Origin of the sequence: Streptomyces sp. NPDC005263 (assembly GCF_042872365.1) — a bacterium.
GTDB lineage: Bacteria > Actinomycetota > Actinomycetes > Streptomycetales > Streptomycetaceae > Streptomyces.
In genome coordinates, this window is the sequence record NZ_JBIAKJ010000017.1 from 18,192 (window position 1) to 33,280 (window position 15,089).

At 68.8% G+C, this 15,089-nt stretch carries 7 protein-coding genes and 2 pseudogenes; 2 read left to right on the forward strand and 7 right to left on the reverse strand.

The features are described 5' to 3' along the window. Nucleotides 1-34: 34 nt before the first annotated feature. From ACFYRY_RS40580 to ACFYRY_RS40610, 7 genes and pseudogenes are all read right to left on the reverse strand, one after another. Nucleotides 35-1,477, reverse strand: a complete 1,443-nt coding sequence (locus tag ACFYRY_RS40580) for an arabinofuranosidase catalytic domain-containing protein (protein WP_389157845.1) — start codon at nt 1,475-1,477, stop codon at nt 35-37. Nucleotides 1,478-1,931: 454 nt separating this feature from the next. Then, nucleotides 1,932-3,404, reverse strand: a pseudogene (locus ACFYRY_RS40585) (endo-1,4-beta-xylanase); the annotation flags it as partial. Nucleotides 3,405-3,489: 85 nt separating this feature from the next. Then, the gene (locus tag ACFYRY_RS40590; protein ID WP_389157848.1) at nt 3,490-4,626 is read right to left on the reverse strand and encodes a ricin-type beta-trefoil lectin domain protein; all 1,137 of its coding nucleotides are present in this window, start codon (nt 4,624-4,626) and stop codon (nt 3,490-3,492) included. 83 nt (nt 4,627-4,709) lie between these two features. Beyond that, nucleotides 4,710-7,157, reverse strand: a complete 2,448-nt coding sequence (locus ACFYRY_RS40595; RefSeq protein WP_389157851.1) for an RICIN domain-containing protein — start codon at nt 7,155-7,157, stop codon at nt 4,710-4,712. A gap of 178 nt (nt 7,158-7,335) precedes the next feature. Continuing rightward, a complete protein-coding gene (locus ACFYRY_RS40600) occupies nt 7,336-8,925 on the reverse strand; it encodes an arabinofuranosidase catalytic domain-containing protein (protein ID WP_389157855.1) in 1,590 nt (529 codons plus the stop codon). A gap of 889 nt (nt 8,926-9,814) precedes the next feature. Beyond that, a pseudogene (locus tag ACFYRY_RS40605) lies at nt 9,815-10,078 on the reverse strand (metallophosphoesterase); the annotation flags it as partial. Nucleotides 10,079-10,918: 840 nt separating this feature from the next. Continuing rightward, nucleotides 10,919-12,508, reverse strand: coding sequence for a glycoside hydrolase family 32 protein (locus ACFYRY_RS40610; protein WP_389157857.1), 1,590 nt, complete (start codon nt 12,506-12,508; stop codon nt 10,919-10,921). A 216-nt stretch (nt 12,509-12,724) separates the two neighbouring features. Between ACFYRY_RS40610 and ACFYRY_RS40615 the strand changes: the two genes are divergently transcribed. Together ACFYRY_RS40615 and ACFYRY_RS40620 are read left to right on the forward strand one after the other, a co-directional pair. Beyond that, nucleotides 12,725-14,134: an ABC transporter substrate-binding protein gene (locus ACFYRY_RS40615; RefSeq protein WP_389157859.1), complete on the forward strand. Its 1,410-nt coding sequence runs from the start codon at nt 12,725-12,727 to the stop codon at nt 14,132-14,134. Then, nucleotides 14,131-15,087, forward strand: coding sequence for a carbohydrate ABC transporter permease (locus ACFYRY_RS40620; protein WP_389157861.1), 957 nt, complete (start codon nt 14,131-14,133; stop codon nt 15,085-15,087). Before ACFYRY_RS40615 ends, ACFYRY_RS40620 begins: the two co-directional genes overlap by 4 nt. Nucleotides 15,088-15,089 lie beyond the last annotated feature (2 nt).

Here is a 15,089-nt window from a genome sequence, read left to right on the forward strand (position 1 = left end):
CCGGAGGGCCACCTCCCGCGCCGGGCAGAAGGTCTCAGCGGTATCCGGCCGCGATGACGTTGGCCTGGACCGCGTTGTCGGTCGCGTCGGAGGGGTAGCCGGCGACGATGGCCCCCTCGTAGAAGGTGCCGGCGCTCAGGTTGGCACCCCCACCGGGCTTGCAGCAGTCACCGCCGCTGCCCAGGACGATGGCGCCCTGCTTCTTCATCGGGCTGTATCCGCCGGGCAGCGCGCCGTCCCACAGAGTGGTCAGGCTGCCGGACTGCGCGTTGCCGCCCTTGAGGGCGAACCTCGACGTCCCGTTGTTCTTCAGCATCGCGGTGACGAACTTGACGGGAAAGGCCCGCTGACCGGTGTTCCACGACTGGCTGCCCCCGGAGTACAGGCCCCATTCGAGATCGGCCTGAACCCAGGGACCACTTCCCGAGCAGCCGCCGAACCAGCACTCGGTGCCGAAGTTGATCGCGTCCATCGCCCCGGCCGCGTCGGCCGCCCGCGTCGTCTCGCTGTTTCCGTAGTCGAAGCAGCAGCCGCTGTTGACGTGGGTACCGCTGGTCACCATGTACGCCCCCTCGGGCGCGCTGCCGGTCGGCACTCCCGTCAGATGACCGTCTCGCCAGTAGCTGTTCCCGGGATTTATGTACAGCGAGTACGCCTTGGTGCCCCCGGCGGTCAGCGACTCGGACGTCGCCTTGGCGGGACTGCTCTGACTCGATCCCGGAACCTGCGCCGATCCCTGGTACCACAGGTCGTTGCCGCGTCCGGACTGGTCGTAGACGACCGTGATCACACAGGTGGTGCCCCCGCAGAACGAGTCCTGAGACGCCGCGTCGGCGAAACCCCCGGCCGCCCGCACCCCGATGTTCCTGGTCGCGTTGTCCGAGGCGCGCCTGACCTGGTACAGGCTGCCGCTGTACGACCCGTAGAGCGCCCGTACGGTGCTGTGCGCGGCCACGCACGGGGTACCGCCCGCGGAGTAGAGGTCGCACGGGCCCGTCCCGCCGGGCGCGGGCGGAGGTGTCGACGTGGTCCACTTCTGGTTGCTCTGACCGTTGCAGGTCCACAGGATGACCGCGGTGCCGTTGGCCGTGCCCGCCCCGTTGACGTCCAGGCACAGGCCGGACTGGACACCGGTGACGGTCCCGTCGGCGTTCTGCCGCCACGCCTGGTTCGACTGCCCGTTGCACGACCAGATGATCACCGGGGTTCCCGGCGCGGTCCGGTTGTCGTAGGCGTCCACGCACCGGGTGCCGTTCATCGTCCTCAGCTCGCCCGCCGAGGTGAACTCGAACGCCTGGTTCGGCTGGTTGTCGCAGTCCTGGATGTCCAGCGCCGTTCCCGGCGTGTCGACGTTGCCCTTGACGTCCAGACACCGGCCCGACGCCGGACTCACCAAGGGCGCCGGGGCCGATGCCGTGGTGGGTTCCGGCGCTGACCACGTCTGGGAAGTCGCCAGCATCATGGCCAGCAGCGCCATCACGCCTGTGGCGGCGAACGCCGGTAAACGTCGTCTGCGAGCCGTGGGGCTCCGACGGGAAGGGGGTGAGGGCCGCATTCTGTTCCTCGCGGATGTGGGGGAAGTTGACAGAGAGTGCTGTGCCTGACCGAACGGGATGTGCGCCGACCGTCGCCGCCACCGGCATGGCCGCGGGATCCGGACGCCTCGTGGCGGTGTGGGCGCTCGAAAGCACTCACGGGAACCACTCATACATCCCATGTCCTAGTGATTCCACAGGTCTGCTGTCGAGTCAATACACTCGGAACTCTCAATCGCACTCTGATCCATCCCATGTGTGACGTCTGGTCAGAACGCTCTGAGGGCATGCCGGAGCCCGCGTCCGGCGGGAGCCGCCATGCCGGACGCGGGTGCACTCTCCGTCACCTCGAAGGGTGCCGGGGCAGGAGCACGCGCTGCGCGCCGGGTCACCTCACCTGAAGTTCCAGTGCTGGTTGGAGCCGCCGTTGGAGTCCCAGATCTGGACCGGCGCTCCGTTGCCGGTCTGCCCGCTGGGGATCTCCAGCGCCCGGCCGGAAGCGACGTTGACCAAGGTGTACGAACCGTCACCGTTCCCGCTCGCCCGCCAGTGCTGGTTCGCACCGCCGTTGGAGTCCCAGATCTCCATCCGGGTGCCGTTGCCCGTCTGGCCGCCCGGCTCGTCCAGCACCCGGCCGCTGGCGACGTTCGTCAACGTGTAGGAGCCGTCGCTGTTCTGGCTCGCCCGCCACTGCTGGTTCGCGGCAGTGCCGTTGGCGTCCCAGACCTGCAGGAGCGTGCCGTTCGCCGTCTGGCCGCTCGGCACGTCCAGCACCCGGCCCGCGGCGACGTCGGTCAGCGAGTACACCTGTCCCGAGACGATGCCTCCGCCAGGGTTCCCCGTCCCTCCGCCGAGCGCGGAGAGGGACGCGTCGTAGGCCGGCTTCCTGTTGCCGTTACCGTCGAACAGCAGCGGGTTCTCCCCCGTCCGCCACGAGTCGCTGTCCCTGATCCCCCACACCGTGATGCCGGTGCAGCGCGCGACGGTCATGCAGGCCCGTACCGTGTTCCCGTACGCGGTCGCCGACGCCTGCGCGATGTCGAGTTCGGTGATCTGGACGTCCACGCCCAGGGCGGCGAAGCTCGACAGGGTCGTCTGGTAGCTGGACGGCGGGCCACCGGAGCCGAAGTGGCTCTGGAAGCCGACACAGTCGATGGGCACTCCGCGCGCCTTGAAGTCCCTGACCATGTTGTAGACGCCCTGTGTCTTGGCGTCGCTCCAGTTCTCGATGTTGTAGTCGTTGTAGCAGAGCTTGGCCGAGGGATCGGCGGCCCGGGCGGTGCGGAACGCCTCCTCGATGAAGCCGTTGCCGAGCACGTTCTGGAAGACCGAGCTGCGGTGCTGACCGCTGCCGCCGTCGGCGAACGCCTCGTTGACCACGTCCCAGGCGTAGATCTTGCCCTTGAAGTGGTTCATCTCGGTGGTGATGTGGTTGTTCATCACGCTGCGCAGAGTGTTCGCGTCACCGATGGAGCTGACCCAGCCGGGCAGCTGCCCGTGCCACACCAGGGTGTGGCCGCGCATCCGTTGCCCGTGTGCGGCGGCGTGGTTGACGATCTGGTCGGCCGGGCCGAAGTTGAAGGTGCCGCGGGACGGTTCGGTGGTGTCCCACTTCATCTCGTTCTCCGGGGTGATCATGTTGAATTCCCGGTCGAGGATCGTGGCATACGTCGAGTCGCCAAGCTTTCCGGCGGCCACGGCCGTACCGAAATAGCGGCCGCTGTCGGCCGCGGCCGCACCCAGCGTGCTGGAAGCAGCGTGCGCGGCCAGGCCGACCGGGCCGGCCAGGGCCAGTGCCGTGCCGGCCAGCAGGCCGGTGGCCGAGGCCAGCGCCCTGCGGAGCAGGGGGTCCTTGTCGATCCAGGACATCAAGGATCAACCTCCTTGTGCGGGGGTGGAAGAGGAGTGGGCACCGGCCACGGGACCGGGGCCTCGGTGGATCGGGGTCACGCGCTCAGGAGACCGGCAGAGCGGTCCACTGCTGGTTCGTTCCGCCGTTGCAGTCCCACAGGACCAGCTGTGTACCGTCGGCGGTGGACGCGTTGGGGTCGTCGAGGCAGCGGCCGGAGACGGGGTTGCGGTAGCCGCCGTTGTACGTCTGCCATTGCTGGTTGGTTCCGCCGTTGCAGTCCCAGATGGCGATCTTGGTGCCGTTGGCGGTACCGCGGCCGGTGGCGTCGAGGCACTTCCCGAGCGCCCGCAGGGTGCCGTCGGAGTGCGCGGACCACGTCTGCGCGGCGGAGCCGTCGCAGGACCGGATCTCGGCGGCGGTCCCGTTGGCGCTGTTGCCGCCGCTCACCCCCAGGCACTTCCCCGCGATCCCGGAACGCACCTGCCCGGCCGTGGAATCCGGCGGCTTGATCCAGCCCGCCGCGTCCGCCGCCTGGATCCCCGCGTCGAAGGCGTCCGCCATCTTGCTGAAGCCGTTGTCGTTGGGGTGCAGGGAGTCGGACAGGTCGGCGGCGGTCAGGGCGCTCATGTCCACCAGGCGTACGTGCTTGCCGGCGGCCTGCTCGGCCTGGACGATCCCGGGCAACTTGGCGTTGAACGCGGGCCGGTTGGCCTCCTCGGTGCCGCTGGTGGAGATGATCACGGTGCCGACGAGGACGGTCACATCGGGTACGGCCCTGGTGATCTGGTCGATGAGCGCGTGGAGCCGGTCGGCGGCGGTGGGGATCTGGTAGTTGCCGTTCAGGTCGTTGGTGCCGATCTCCAGGGTGACCACGTTCGGCCGGTAGCGCGCCAGCACGGAGTCCGCGATGCCGGCGATCTGGTCGATCCGCCAGCCGGAGTGGCCTTCGTTGTCCGGGTCGGACATGGTGCCGTTGCGCCCCGAGCCGACGAAGTCCACGGTGTGCCCCTCGGCCGTCAGCTTGTTCCCGAGAAAGCTGCGGTAGCTGTTCCCGGACGGGCTGCCGACGCCCCAGGTGATCGAGTCACCCAACGGCATCACCCGCAGGGGCGTGGCCGCGGCGGCGGCTCGCGGGGCGGAGGGCGGCGCCTCGGCAGCGGTGGCCGCGACGGGCCACGCGGCGCCCATGCCGAGGGTGGCCGTCAGCGCGGCGGCCAAGGATGCCCAGTACTTCTTCATCGGCGTTCCTCACTGGGTGCAGGTCAGTGGGTGGGGGTGAACGAACCTCCGGTCCGTGTGGGCGTTCCGGAGGCGTGAATCGGTCAGCGCGGGGTGAAGTCCTGGTTGGTGCCGGGTGCGTTCTTGCACGGCCACTGGTCCAGTTGCTGGCCCAGGCTGCTTCCGCCGCCGTAGACGTCCAGGCAGAGACCGCTGTTCTGGTTCTTGAAGGAGTACGAGCCGTCGGACTGCTGTACCGGCAGCCACAGGGTGCCGGGCGCTCCGTTGGCGGCCTGCTGCACGATGTTCGGTGTGCCGGCGGTCGTGGAGCCGCCCGACACCGCCACGACCTGGCCGGAGTTCTGCGCGCGCAGTTGCCCGTAGCCGCCCGAGACCGGCACGAACTCGAACTGCTGGTTGCCCTGTCCGTTGCAGGTCCACTGGTCGATCGCGGCGCCCGCGCTGCCCGAGTCGCCGTACACGTCCAGGCACAGGCTGTTGCTCGCGATCACCAGCCGGTGGTAGCCGGTGGGGAAGCCACCGCCGCCAGACGGCTGGACGCCTGCCTGCTGGATGACGTCTCGGGCGCCCTGCGGCCAGTTGGTGTCGCTGACCAGGACGTTGCCGCTGAGGACGTTGTTGTGGGGAGGGCCGGTGGCCACGTAGGTGTTACCGCCGTTGTACCAGTTGCCGGAGAACGTGCTGTCATCGGTGTGGTTGTTCGCGTTGGCGTTGGTGAGCGCCCAGTTGCCCGCGTCCTGCACCACGTTGCCGGACACCTTCAGGTACCGGGAGCCCTCGTCGAGGTACAGCGCGGTGGTGCGGTTGTTGTCGTACATGTAGTTGTCGGAGATCACCGAGCCGGGGTTCGCGGACAGGCTGTAGATGCTGCCGCCGTCGAACATCGCGTTCTTGGTGTCGAAGACCAGGTTGTGGGAGACGGTGTTGTTCTTCAGCGTGGTGGGGGTGCTGTAGACGGGCTGGTAGTTGTACGTGCCGCGGTTGGCGTAGTCCTGGCTGCCGCCGGGGTCGTTCATCCCCCAGCCCCAGCCGATGTCGATCCCGTCGTAGGGCAGGTGGTCGCACTGGTTGTGGGTGATCGTCGCGTTGGTGACGTAGGTGGACAGGATTCCCGCGGTCTCCTTGTAGTCGGTGCCCACCTCGCTGACCTTGTTGTTGCTGATGGTGATGTTCTGGTTGGTCATCTGCGGGTTGCCAGGGTGGTGCGCGTCCGGCTGGATCCCGCCGACCTGGATGCCGCTGCCGGCAATGTCGGTGAAGGTGTTGCCGGTGATCGTGACCCCGTTCGCGCCGAGTCCGGTGCCGGAGGCGGTGGCCACGCCGTCGTTGCCCACGCCCAGGCCGGCCTGCCCGAGTTCGGAGAACGTGTCACCCGAGAACGTGATGCCGGTGGCGGCGGACACCTGGACGGCCGCGGGCATCTGCACCCAGTGGTTCCGGGTGGCCTCGAACTGCGTGCACCCGGACTTGCAGGTGTTCAGCCAGTCGGCGGGCATCGGGTAGGCACCGGTGATGTGCGCGCCGCTCTGCTGGTCCGCGTAGCCGTCGGGTCCGCTCGGGCCCAGCCAGGAGGTCCCGGTGAACTGTATGCCGGAGAATGCCAGGCCGGTCGCCGGTGAGCCGTAGCTGCCGCTGATGCCGAGCAGGCTCTGCAGCCGGGGCAGTTCGACGTCGAGGCTGTTCGGGTTCTGCCCCGGCTGGGCCCGGTAGTACAGGTCTCCGGTGGACGAGTCGAGGTACCACTGTCCGGCCTGTTTGAGGAACGCGTAGTTGTTCTCCAGATACATGGTGCCGCCGGCGAAGGGCGCGTTGATGGTGTCGTAGCCCCAGGAGTTGTTGTTCCACGCCGGCTGCCGCATGGTGATGGTCCTGCCGCTGATCGACTGGACCGGCGCGTAGCGGTCGGTGAAGGAGTTGAGGCTCTCGACTTCCATGTGGCTCTGGTCCGAGAGGCCGGCCAGGTAGTCGAGGGAGGAGTCGGCGAAGGTCAGGCCGGTCGGGGTGAAGGTGAAGGCGGCGCGGGGCACCTGGATCGCCGCGCGCGGTGCCTGCTTGCCGTTCACGTACAACTCCCGCGTGTTCACGCCGCTGCCGACGTGGACCGACCAGATGTTGCTGCCCTGATCATGCACCTGCCAACCAGATATCTCCTGGGCACCGCTCACGACCGGCTGCTGCCCGGACATGGCCTGGTAGGTGATGGTGTGGCCGTTCTGGCCACCGTCTCCGGAGCCGAACGTCAGCGGCTTGGACAGCCGGTAGGTGCCACCGGCCAGGTGGACCACGACGTCCGCGTCGGCCGAGAGGCGGTGCGCCGGCTGCTGCGCCTGGTCGATCGTCGCGAACGGCTGCTCGGCGGTGCCGTTCCCGCCCGCAGCCGCACCCGGCGCCACGTACAGGTCGGCGGCCGCTGCCTGGCGCTCGACCGGTACGGCGAACGCGGCCCCGGCCGTGGGCAGGCTCCCCGCCAGTAAGGCGAGCAGAGCCAGTGGGGCGACCCAAAGGCCGCGGAGCGCTCTGGCTCGGGACATCGTCATCCTCCAGTGGCGGTGGCACTCGGTGTGGACGCCCAGTGGCGTCCGGTCGGACGGTAGGAAGATCTCGGGAAGTGCGCAGGACGCCGGGCACCGGAGCGGCTGAGCCCCGGCTCCGGGTCCTGCGCGGCCGGTGGCCGGTGGTGAGACCGGCCACCGGCTGGAGCCCCTTCCCTCAGCCGAGGCTCCATCGCTGATGGGAGCCGCCGTTGCAGGTCCACAGTTCGGCCAGGGCGCCGTTGGCCGTGGAGGCGCCGGTGACGTCGAGGCAGAGTCCGGACTGGATGCCGGTGACGGTGCCGTCGGAGTTGAGCTGCCACTGCTGGTTGGCGCCACCGTTGCACGGCCAGGTCACCACCTTGGTACCGGCGGTGGTCTGGTTGTTGTACGCGTCCAGACACAGCTGACTGCTGCCGCTGTATACGGTCAACTGGTTGGAGGAGGTGCGGGTCCAGCTCTGGTTGGCGCCACCGCTGCAGTCCCAGATCTGCAGCTGCGTACCGGCCGTGGTGGACGAGTTCGGCACGTCCAGGCACTTGCCCGCGCCCACCGCGTGCAGGGCGCCGGTGCCCGTCCCGCCGGTCGCGTTGCTGTATCCGGCCGCGGTGATGTTGGCCTGCACCGCGTTCTCCGTGGCGTCCGAGGGGTAGCCGGAGGTCATCACGCCCTCGTAGAAGGTGCCTTGGGCGCCCTTGCTGTTGTCACCGCCGATGCCCAGGATGATGGCGCCCTGCTTCCGCATCGGGTTGTAGCCCGCGACGTTGGGACGCACCCCGTCGTAGAACGTGGACAGGCCGCCCGACTGCGCGTTGCCACCGCGGATCGCCCAGTGGTTGGGGCCGCCTTTGACGATGGCGGTCGTGTACCGGTAGTTGATGGTCGGGTCGTTCGCGTTGTAGTGCTGGTTCACCCCGGAGAACAGGCCGTTCTCCAGATCGGCCATGATCCAGGGGCCGTTGCCCGAGCCGTAGCCCCAGACCTTGATGTTGCCGAAGTAGATGGCCTCCATGGTGCCGTTGCCGTCGTCGTTGCTGTCGGTCTCGGCATTGCCGTAGTCGAAGCAGCAGCCGCCGTTGTAGTGCGTGCCGTCGAAGATCGCGTACATGCCCTCGGGGTTGTCCCCGGTGGCGATGCCGTTGGTGTGGTTGTTGCGGTATCCCGTCCCGGGTGCCACGAAGACGCCGTAGGCCTTGTGACCGCCCACCGTGGTGGGCGCGGCCGTGGCGTTCGCGAGGTTGTCGGGACCGCCCGCGGCACCGCCGCCGGGCGCCTGGGTGAGGTGGTTGGCGCGCCCTGACTGGTCGTAGATGATCGAGATCAGGCAGGTCGTCCCCGCACAGAACGAGTCCTGCGCGGCGGCGTCGGCGTAACCGCCCGCGCTCAGGACGCCGACGTCGCGGGTGGTGTTGTCCGAGGCACGCCGGACCTGGTAGAGCGGCCCGTTGTACGAGGCGTACAACGCCCGCGTCGTGCTGTGGGCCGCCACACAGGGCGTCCCTCCTGCCGCGTAGAGATCGCAGGGTCCGGACGTGGCGGCCCGGGCCGTCCCGGCGTTGGCGCCGGCCAGTGCGCCGACGGCGAGCACGGCCGCGGCCGCCGCCCGGGCGATTGTTTTCGGCCGATAACTGCGGGAGCGCTCCCACGATGGCACAGATGCCTGCCTCAACTCATTTCCCGGCCTTCCGCGGCGCCGTACCGCAGCGAGCAGCCGTTGGACGCCACCGCGCCCGAACAGCACGTGGCGTCTCTTACCCGTCGTTCCCATCCGATCTCCCCTACCGTGCCGGCGGAACCCAGTCGGGTTCTGTGCTGGTGGCGCTGACACATGCGTAAGCGCTTGGAGGTGCCGATCTTTCAGTGGGATTGCAGAGAGGTTTCGGGGGGAGACGGTGCTCTCGATTCCGCAGTGCTGTCAAGGGCCCCGACTCCCCCGTCCGGCCTGAACGACCGAATCGGTTCGATCGCCGATCTCCCCGGATCCCCGTCGACCGGCCCGCTCGGGCAGCCCCGGCGTGACACTGGACGCGCAGCGCGGCAGGCCCTCACGCCGACTCTGCTCGGCGAGTCGCGCGGGTCGGACCGGCGGCCGGGCCGCAATCGCTCGGACACCCCTGCAACGCCACTGACCTGGGACGCGGCCACCGAACAGCGGTTGACGAGGGGACGGTGCGCACCGCACCGTCCGGTGAGACCGTCCCCGACCCGCCCCTGGGCGCCTTCTTCGGCGTGCGGCACGCCATTGCCCCCGCCCCTCGCCGGTCGTACCATCTCGTCGAAGCGCTTGCGCGGAACCGATTCGATTCCCGCTTTCCCGCAACGCGTGGACCGCGGAACGTGTGACGGGCCCGGCAGCCCGACGCCGCTCCCGTGTGCTCCTGGTGCTCGGGCGGTCTGGTTCTGCGTCACTTCGATGCGGCAGTACGGCACTTCGGTGCGGCACTTCGGTGCTGGGGCAGGAGGACGGGCGCATCTGTCCCTGGGCCGGCACCCGGAGCGGACGGTTCTGCCTGGTCGTTGGCGCCCGATATCAGCTGCCTGGCTCATGGTGTCCGTACGGTGCCCTGTGCGAGACGGGTCGGCCTGGGCTTCGTCTCATGCCGCGCTCCTTCGACCTGTGGACCGCTCCCGGCGGAGGCGTCGGCCGTGGCACGGAAGAGGGCGCGGGGTCCGTAGTGGCTGAGGCCGGCAAAGGCGGGCTGATCGAGGCGGACGAGGTGGTGCAAGGGCCAGATCTGGCCACTGTGGGCCTGGCCGGAAAGGTGGAGGTCGATGCCCGCGGCTGTCGCCCGGTCGGCGAACTCGGGCTGGTGCGCCAGGAGCGGGCCGGACAGGTCCGGGCCAGCGCCGCCCAGGGCCCGGGCGAGTTGGGCACGGTGGCCCGCCGGGCCGGAGGACTCGGCGGTGACGTCGTCCGCGCCGCCGCGGCGTGCTCAGCCATCCGCCCCTCGCCGCGCCTGGGATATGCGGGCCAGGGCAACTACGCCTGCTCCGGGATTCATGCCCGGCAGTTCCTCATGGCCGTCGGCTGCTTACCTGGTTCAGATACGTCACACGGTGTGCAGTGTCCTGGCATACGTCTCCAAGCCGTCAAGCAGGGAAGCTCCGCCGAGGTCGGACATGGTGGGGCTGTTGACCGTCTCGCGGCTGGAGGAGAAGCGGCGCTTGCCACCCCGTCGGCGCCCAGGCAGCTGCCGACGTGGTCGATCGTCAGGCTGAGCCGGCCGGTTCGCTCGAGACCGGCCTCGGTCATGAGAGGGCCAGGGGATGCGCTGGTGTCTGCCAGCGCATCCCCAACTCAGCCAGGTCAGGTGTCACCCAACCCCGCAGCAGTCCCAAACCCCAGGTCACGGGCTACGTAACCTGGGCTTTATCAGAGCCGCCTTCGGGATTCGAAGGGCTTGGCAGCTCTTGCCGCTCAACGTCGATCAGTGACGTTTACGCACGTCCGAATAGGTAGGCGATGTCGGAGGTTCTCAGTCCTTGCCGGTCTGTTCCTGTCCTTGTGTCCCGAACGCGTCCCGAACGCGTCCAGGATGGACGACTTCAGGCGGGCGGGCAGCCGATCCCGCCGGCTCGAGAGAAGGTCTCGAACCCACCCGCGACGGATTCCCCTACCCGCGGGCGAGACTCCACCACACGTACCGGGGTGGAGCCCCGTGCCCGATTCCGGTGCAGACGTCTCGCTCGCCTCGGAATGAGAGCCCTGGCGCGCCGGGCGTCGCCGACAGCCCCGTTCGCCCCGGCCACTTCACGTCGGATCAGACCGTGAACTCCCGGATCACGGTGTTCCGGAACACCGCCTGCCCGTCGATTGTGAACAGCGCCAGTCCTGTGTCGGACGGGTCGGGGAAGGCCGCGGTCGTGTGCACGTACCGGCCGTCGCCGACGAACATCTCGACGGACGTGCGGTCGACGAGGATGCGCAGGCGGACCGTGCGGGCGGACAGGTCGAAGGGCGTCCGGCTCTCCTGCCAGCGGCCGGAGGCGTCAGGGCTTACGGTGTAACCGCGGTTGACGAAAGCGTAGTCACCGTAGATCCCCGCGTCGATGTGCCGCCCACCGTCCGACGACCGCCGCAACTGGAGCCCGGCGCCGGCCAGTTGGTTCCAGGTGATCTCGCAGGTCAGCTCATACGCCGTACCCGTGTAGTCGAGCGGTCGCATGCCGTCAACCGCGATGTCGCCGAGGTTCACCGTGCGCGACACATGGTCGTCCAAAGCCGCCACCGGCTGGGACGCCAGGTAGTACGTACCCGACGACGCACGCCTCAGCCGCACCTCGCGGATGATCGAGTCGGTGCCGTTGAATCCGTCGCACTCGATCGTGGGCGTGGTGTTCGCGTAGTCCCAGTGGTTCATCCACCCGATCGCGTACCGTGCGGCCGGATCCAGGGCCCCGTTCGTGTCGCGTTTGTCGAAGGTGACCGCCGCGTACCAGTCCCAGCCTTGGTCCAGCCACTGGGGATCGGACGCGTCCGCGGTGAAGGTCGTGCCGTCGAAGGAGCCCGTCCAGTAAGCGAACGTACTCGGCAGACCGGAGCCCTTGCCGTTGGCGCTGGCGCCCAGGACCCACTTCCAGGTCCCGTCCTCCGCCCTGATGCGGAACAGGTCGGGGCACTCCAGGACGCCGATGCCGCCCTTGATGAAGCCGCCGACGTACGTCCACGACTTGAGGTCGGCGGAGTGGTAGAAACCCACCTTGTCGTTCTCGGCGAGCAGCATCACCCATTGCCCGCGCTCCTCGTCGCGGATCACTTTGGGGTCGCGGAAGTCCCGTACGCCGGGGTTGGCAAGGACCGGGGCGGTGCCGTGATGGGTGAAGGTGCGGCCGCCGTCCGTCGAGTAGTACAGGTACTGCGCCTGGGTGATCTCATCGGGCGCCATGGTGGCGATGACGATCACCGCGCCCGCGCCGAAGCCCGCCGTGTCGTTCGTGTCGACCACTGCCGAGCCGGACCAGACGTCGCCGTTGGGGGTCGTGTCCTTCGGCACGGCGATCCCTCGGTCGGTGAAGGAGACGAGGTCGGTGCTGGTGGCCAGGCGCCAAGTGGTGCCGGCCGTCGTGCCGCCCGTCGAGTAGTCGGGGTTGTAGAGGTAGTAGTAGTGGTACTCGCCGTCGATCCAGACCGGACGCTGCGGGTCGTTCATCCACTGGTCGGGGACCGTGAAGTGGTACTCGGCTCGGTAGCTGCCCGTGCAGGCTGCCGCCGTGGCCTCGCCTGGCGCCGCCACCGCCGGTCTCACGAAGTCCGGCAGCAGAGCACCGGCGGCGCCGACGGCCGAGGCCGCCAGCAGGGACCGCCTCGACAGAGTCACCCCCGGACCCGGACCCAGCGAACTCCTCGCCATGCCACGCATCGTGCGACTCCCTTCCCCGACGTCGTCGTCGGGACGCGGCTCATGTGCATCTCGTGGCCGGAACCGTATACCTAACTCGTTAAAGGTCAAGCCTTTGCGCACCGGCCGATCACATAACTTCCCTTCCGCCCACATCCCTTGACAGAGCAACAACAGGGTTCTCATCATCGGGGAACCAACTTTGGCTAACACGAGTTAGGCTCGCCGATGACCGACTCGCTCCTCTCCCGCCGTGGCCTGATGCGCTACGGCGCGTACGGCGCCGGAGCCGCCGCCCTCGCCGGTGTCGCCGCCGGTTGGGACCGCCTCACCGCCGCGGACATCCCTGGCCGCGACGACGGCTCGCTCGTCATCGCCACCCTCGGCTCCGCCTTCAACCTCGACGCCCAACGCGCCCTTCGCGACGGGTTCCGCGAGGTCCACCCGGACATCAAGATCCGTATCAACCCCGTACAGGCCTACGACTGGTCGGACTTCTTCTCCAAGATCCTCACCCAGATCGCCGCGGGCACCGCCCCCGACCTCGTGTACGTCGCCACCGAGGGCGTGCAGCTCTTCGCCCAGCGGCTCGGCGTACCGCTGGACAGGTGGGCGAAGCGGGACGCGGCCGAAGTGCGCGAGTACTTCGCCGACGTCCACCCCTCGCTGGTCGAGTCGATGATGTACGAGGGGAGCCTCTACCAGCTGCCGGTCGAGTTCAACGCGGCCGACATGTACCTCAACACCCAGGTCCTCGAACGCGCGGGCGCCGACCTCCCGGACGACGACTGGACCCACGACGACTTCACGGCGCTGCTGCGCACAATGAAACGCAGCAACGGCGCCCATTTCACCCCGTACTTCTGGACCAACCGGCTGTGGGGCGGAGTGGTCCCCTGGCTGTTCGCGGGCGGCACCAACCTCCTCACCGAGTCCAAGGCCCCCGGGGGCGACTGGCTCTGGAACTCCTTCTATCCCGAGGCACAGCGGCGCGGCCGGAGCGGCGGCTACCGGTGGACGACACCGCTGGCCGACTCCGACCGCGTCGCGGAGGTCTACGACTACCTCGCCTCCCTCGTCCGGGAGGACCTGTGCACGCGCCCGGAGGGCGGCGACGGCCGGAACCTCGTCGGTGTGTTCTCCACCGGCCGCGTCGGTGTCACGCCCGCGGGCGGCTTCTGGGCGGGCGGCCTGCACGAGGCGGGGATGAAGCCCACCGACTACGACGTCCGGTACTTCCCGCGCTGGCACACACGACGGCACCAGTTCGGCGCCGCCGGGTACGCCATGCTGCGCACGTCGAGGCTGCGGGACGAGGCCTGGGAGTTCATCAAGTACACCGCCCGCAAGGACGTGATGACCCAGCTCTTCGCGGCCAACCAGACCACCCCGGCCCGCCGTTCCATGGTCGACGAGGCCCGCTACCGGGAGACCGGGCCGGCGCACTGGCAAGTCTTCTACGACACCCTCGACAAGATCCCCACCACCGGCCCGATCCCGGCCCCACCGCAGGTCAACGAGGTCGAGCAGCTGCTGATCAAGCACACCGGAACCGCCCTCGCGAGCCCTGGCGCGGTGCGCCCCGCGCTGCGCCGGCTGCAAGGGGACCTGGAGCAGGCCATGGAGCGTGAAGTGTGACGAACACCGAGATCAGGCCCGTACCGCCGGCGTCGTCTGTCCGCACCCGCAGGGTGTCCGAGCCGGCCGCCACCACCCGCACCCGGGGCACCCGTCTGCTCGCCCTCCTGTTCCTCGCGCCCACCGTCGTCGGCATCGTCGTCTTCACGGTCGTACCGATCGCCGGCTCGGTCGTCCTCAGCCTCTTCCAGTGGGACGTGATCGAGGACCCGCGGTGGGCCGGAGCGGCCAACTACCGCGAGATCCTGACTGATTCGACGGTCCTCGTCTCCTTCCGCAACACACTCGTCTTCATGGTGCTCGCGGTCGCGCTGCAGCTGCTGATCGCGCTTGTGCTGGCGATCGTGGTGAACGGCCGGATGCCCACGTGGCTGCGCTCCGTGTTCCGTTCGGCGTTCTTCTTCCCGCTGGTGCTGTCCGCCGCGTCCATCTCGGTGGTGATGAAGTACCTCTTCAACCAGGAATTCGGCCCCGTGAACTGGCTGCTCGGCACGGTCGGTATCCCCTCGGTCCCCTGGCTGACCTCGGAGAACGGGGCGATGGCGGCCGTGGTCCTGGCGTACGTCTGGCAGCAGTTCGGGTTCTCGTTCCTGCTGTTCGTCGGCGGCCTGAACAACATCCCGAAGGAGGTGCACGAGGCGGCTTCGCTGGACGGCGCGAGCGGGCTACGCAAGCACCTCGCCATCACCCTGCCGCTGCTGTCGCCCACGCTGCTGGTGGCGTCCGTGGTCGGCATCATCAACGCCCTCCAGGTCTTCGAGCAGCCGTACGTCCTCACGGCCGGCGGCCCCGGCGACTCCACCCGCACGGTCGTGATGGTCATCTACGAGACGGCCTTCGAACAGCTCCGCTTCGGCGAGGCGTCCGCCGTGGGCGTCCTGCTCTTCCTCCTGATCATGGCGGTCACCGCACTCCAGTTCCGGCTCAGCCGGCGTTACGTCCACTACCAGTGAGC

Excerpts from the sequence above, each read along its gene's own strand:
- ACFYRY_RS40610 (WP_389157857.1), bottom strand. The coding sequence starts at position 12,508 with ATGGCGAGGAGTTCGCTGGGTCCGGGTCCGGGGGTGACTCTGTCGAGG.
- ACFYRY_RS40615 (WP_389157859.1), top strand. The coding sequence starts at position 12,725 with ATGACCGACTCGCTCCTCTCCCGCCGTGGCCTGATGCGCTACGGCGCG.
- ACFYRY_RS40580 (WP_389157845.1), bottom strand. The coding sequence starts at position 1,477 with ATGGCGCTGCTGGCCATGATGCTGGCGACTTCCCAGACGTGGTCAGCG.
- ACFYRY_RS40595 (WP_389157851.1), bottom strand. The coding sequence starts at position 7,157 with ATGTCCCGAGCCAGAGCGCTCCGCGGCCTTTGGGTCGCCCCACTGGCT.
- ACFYRY_RS40590 (WP_389157848.1), bottom strand. The coding sequence starts at position 4,626 with ATGAAGAAGTACTGGGCATCCTTGGCCGCCGCGCTGACGGCCACCCTC.
- ACFYRY_RS40600 (WP_389157855.1), bottom strand. The coding sequence starts at position 8,925 with ATGGGAACGACGGGTAAGAGACGCCACGTGCTGTTCGGGCGCGGTGGC.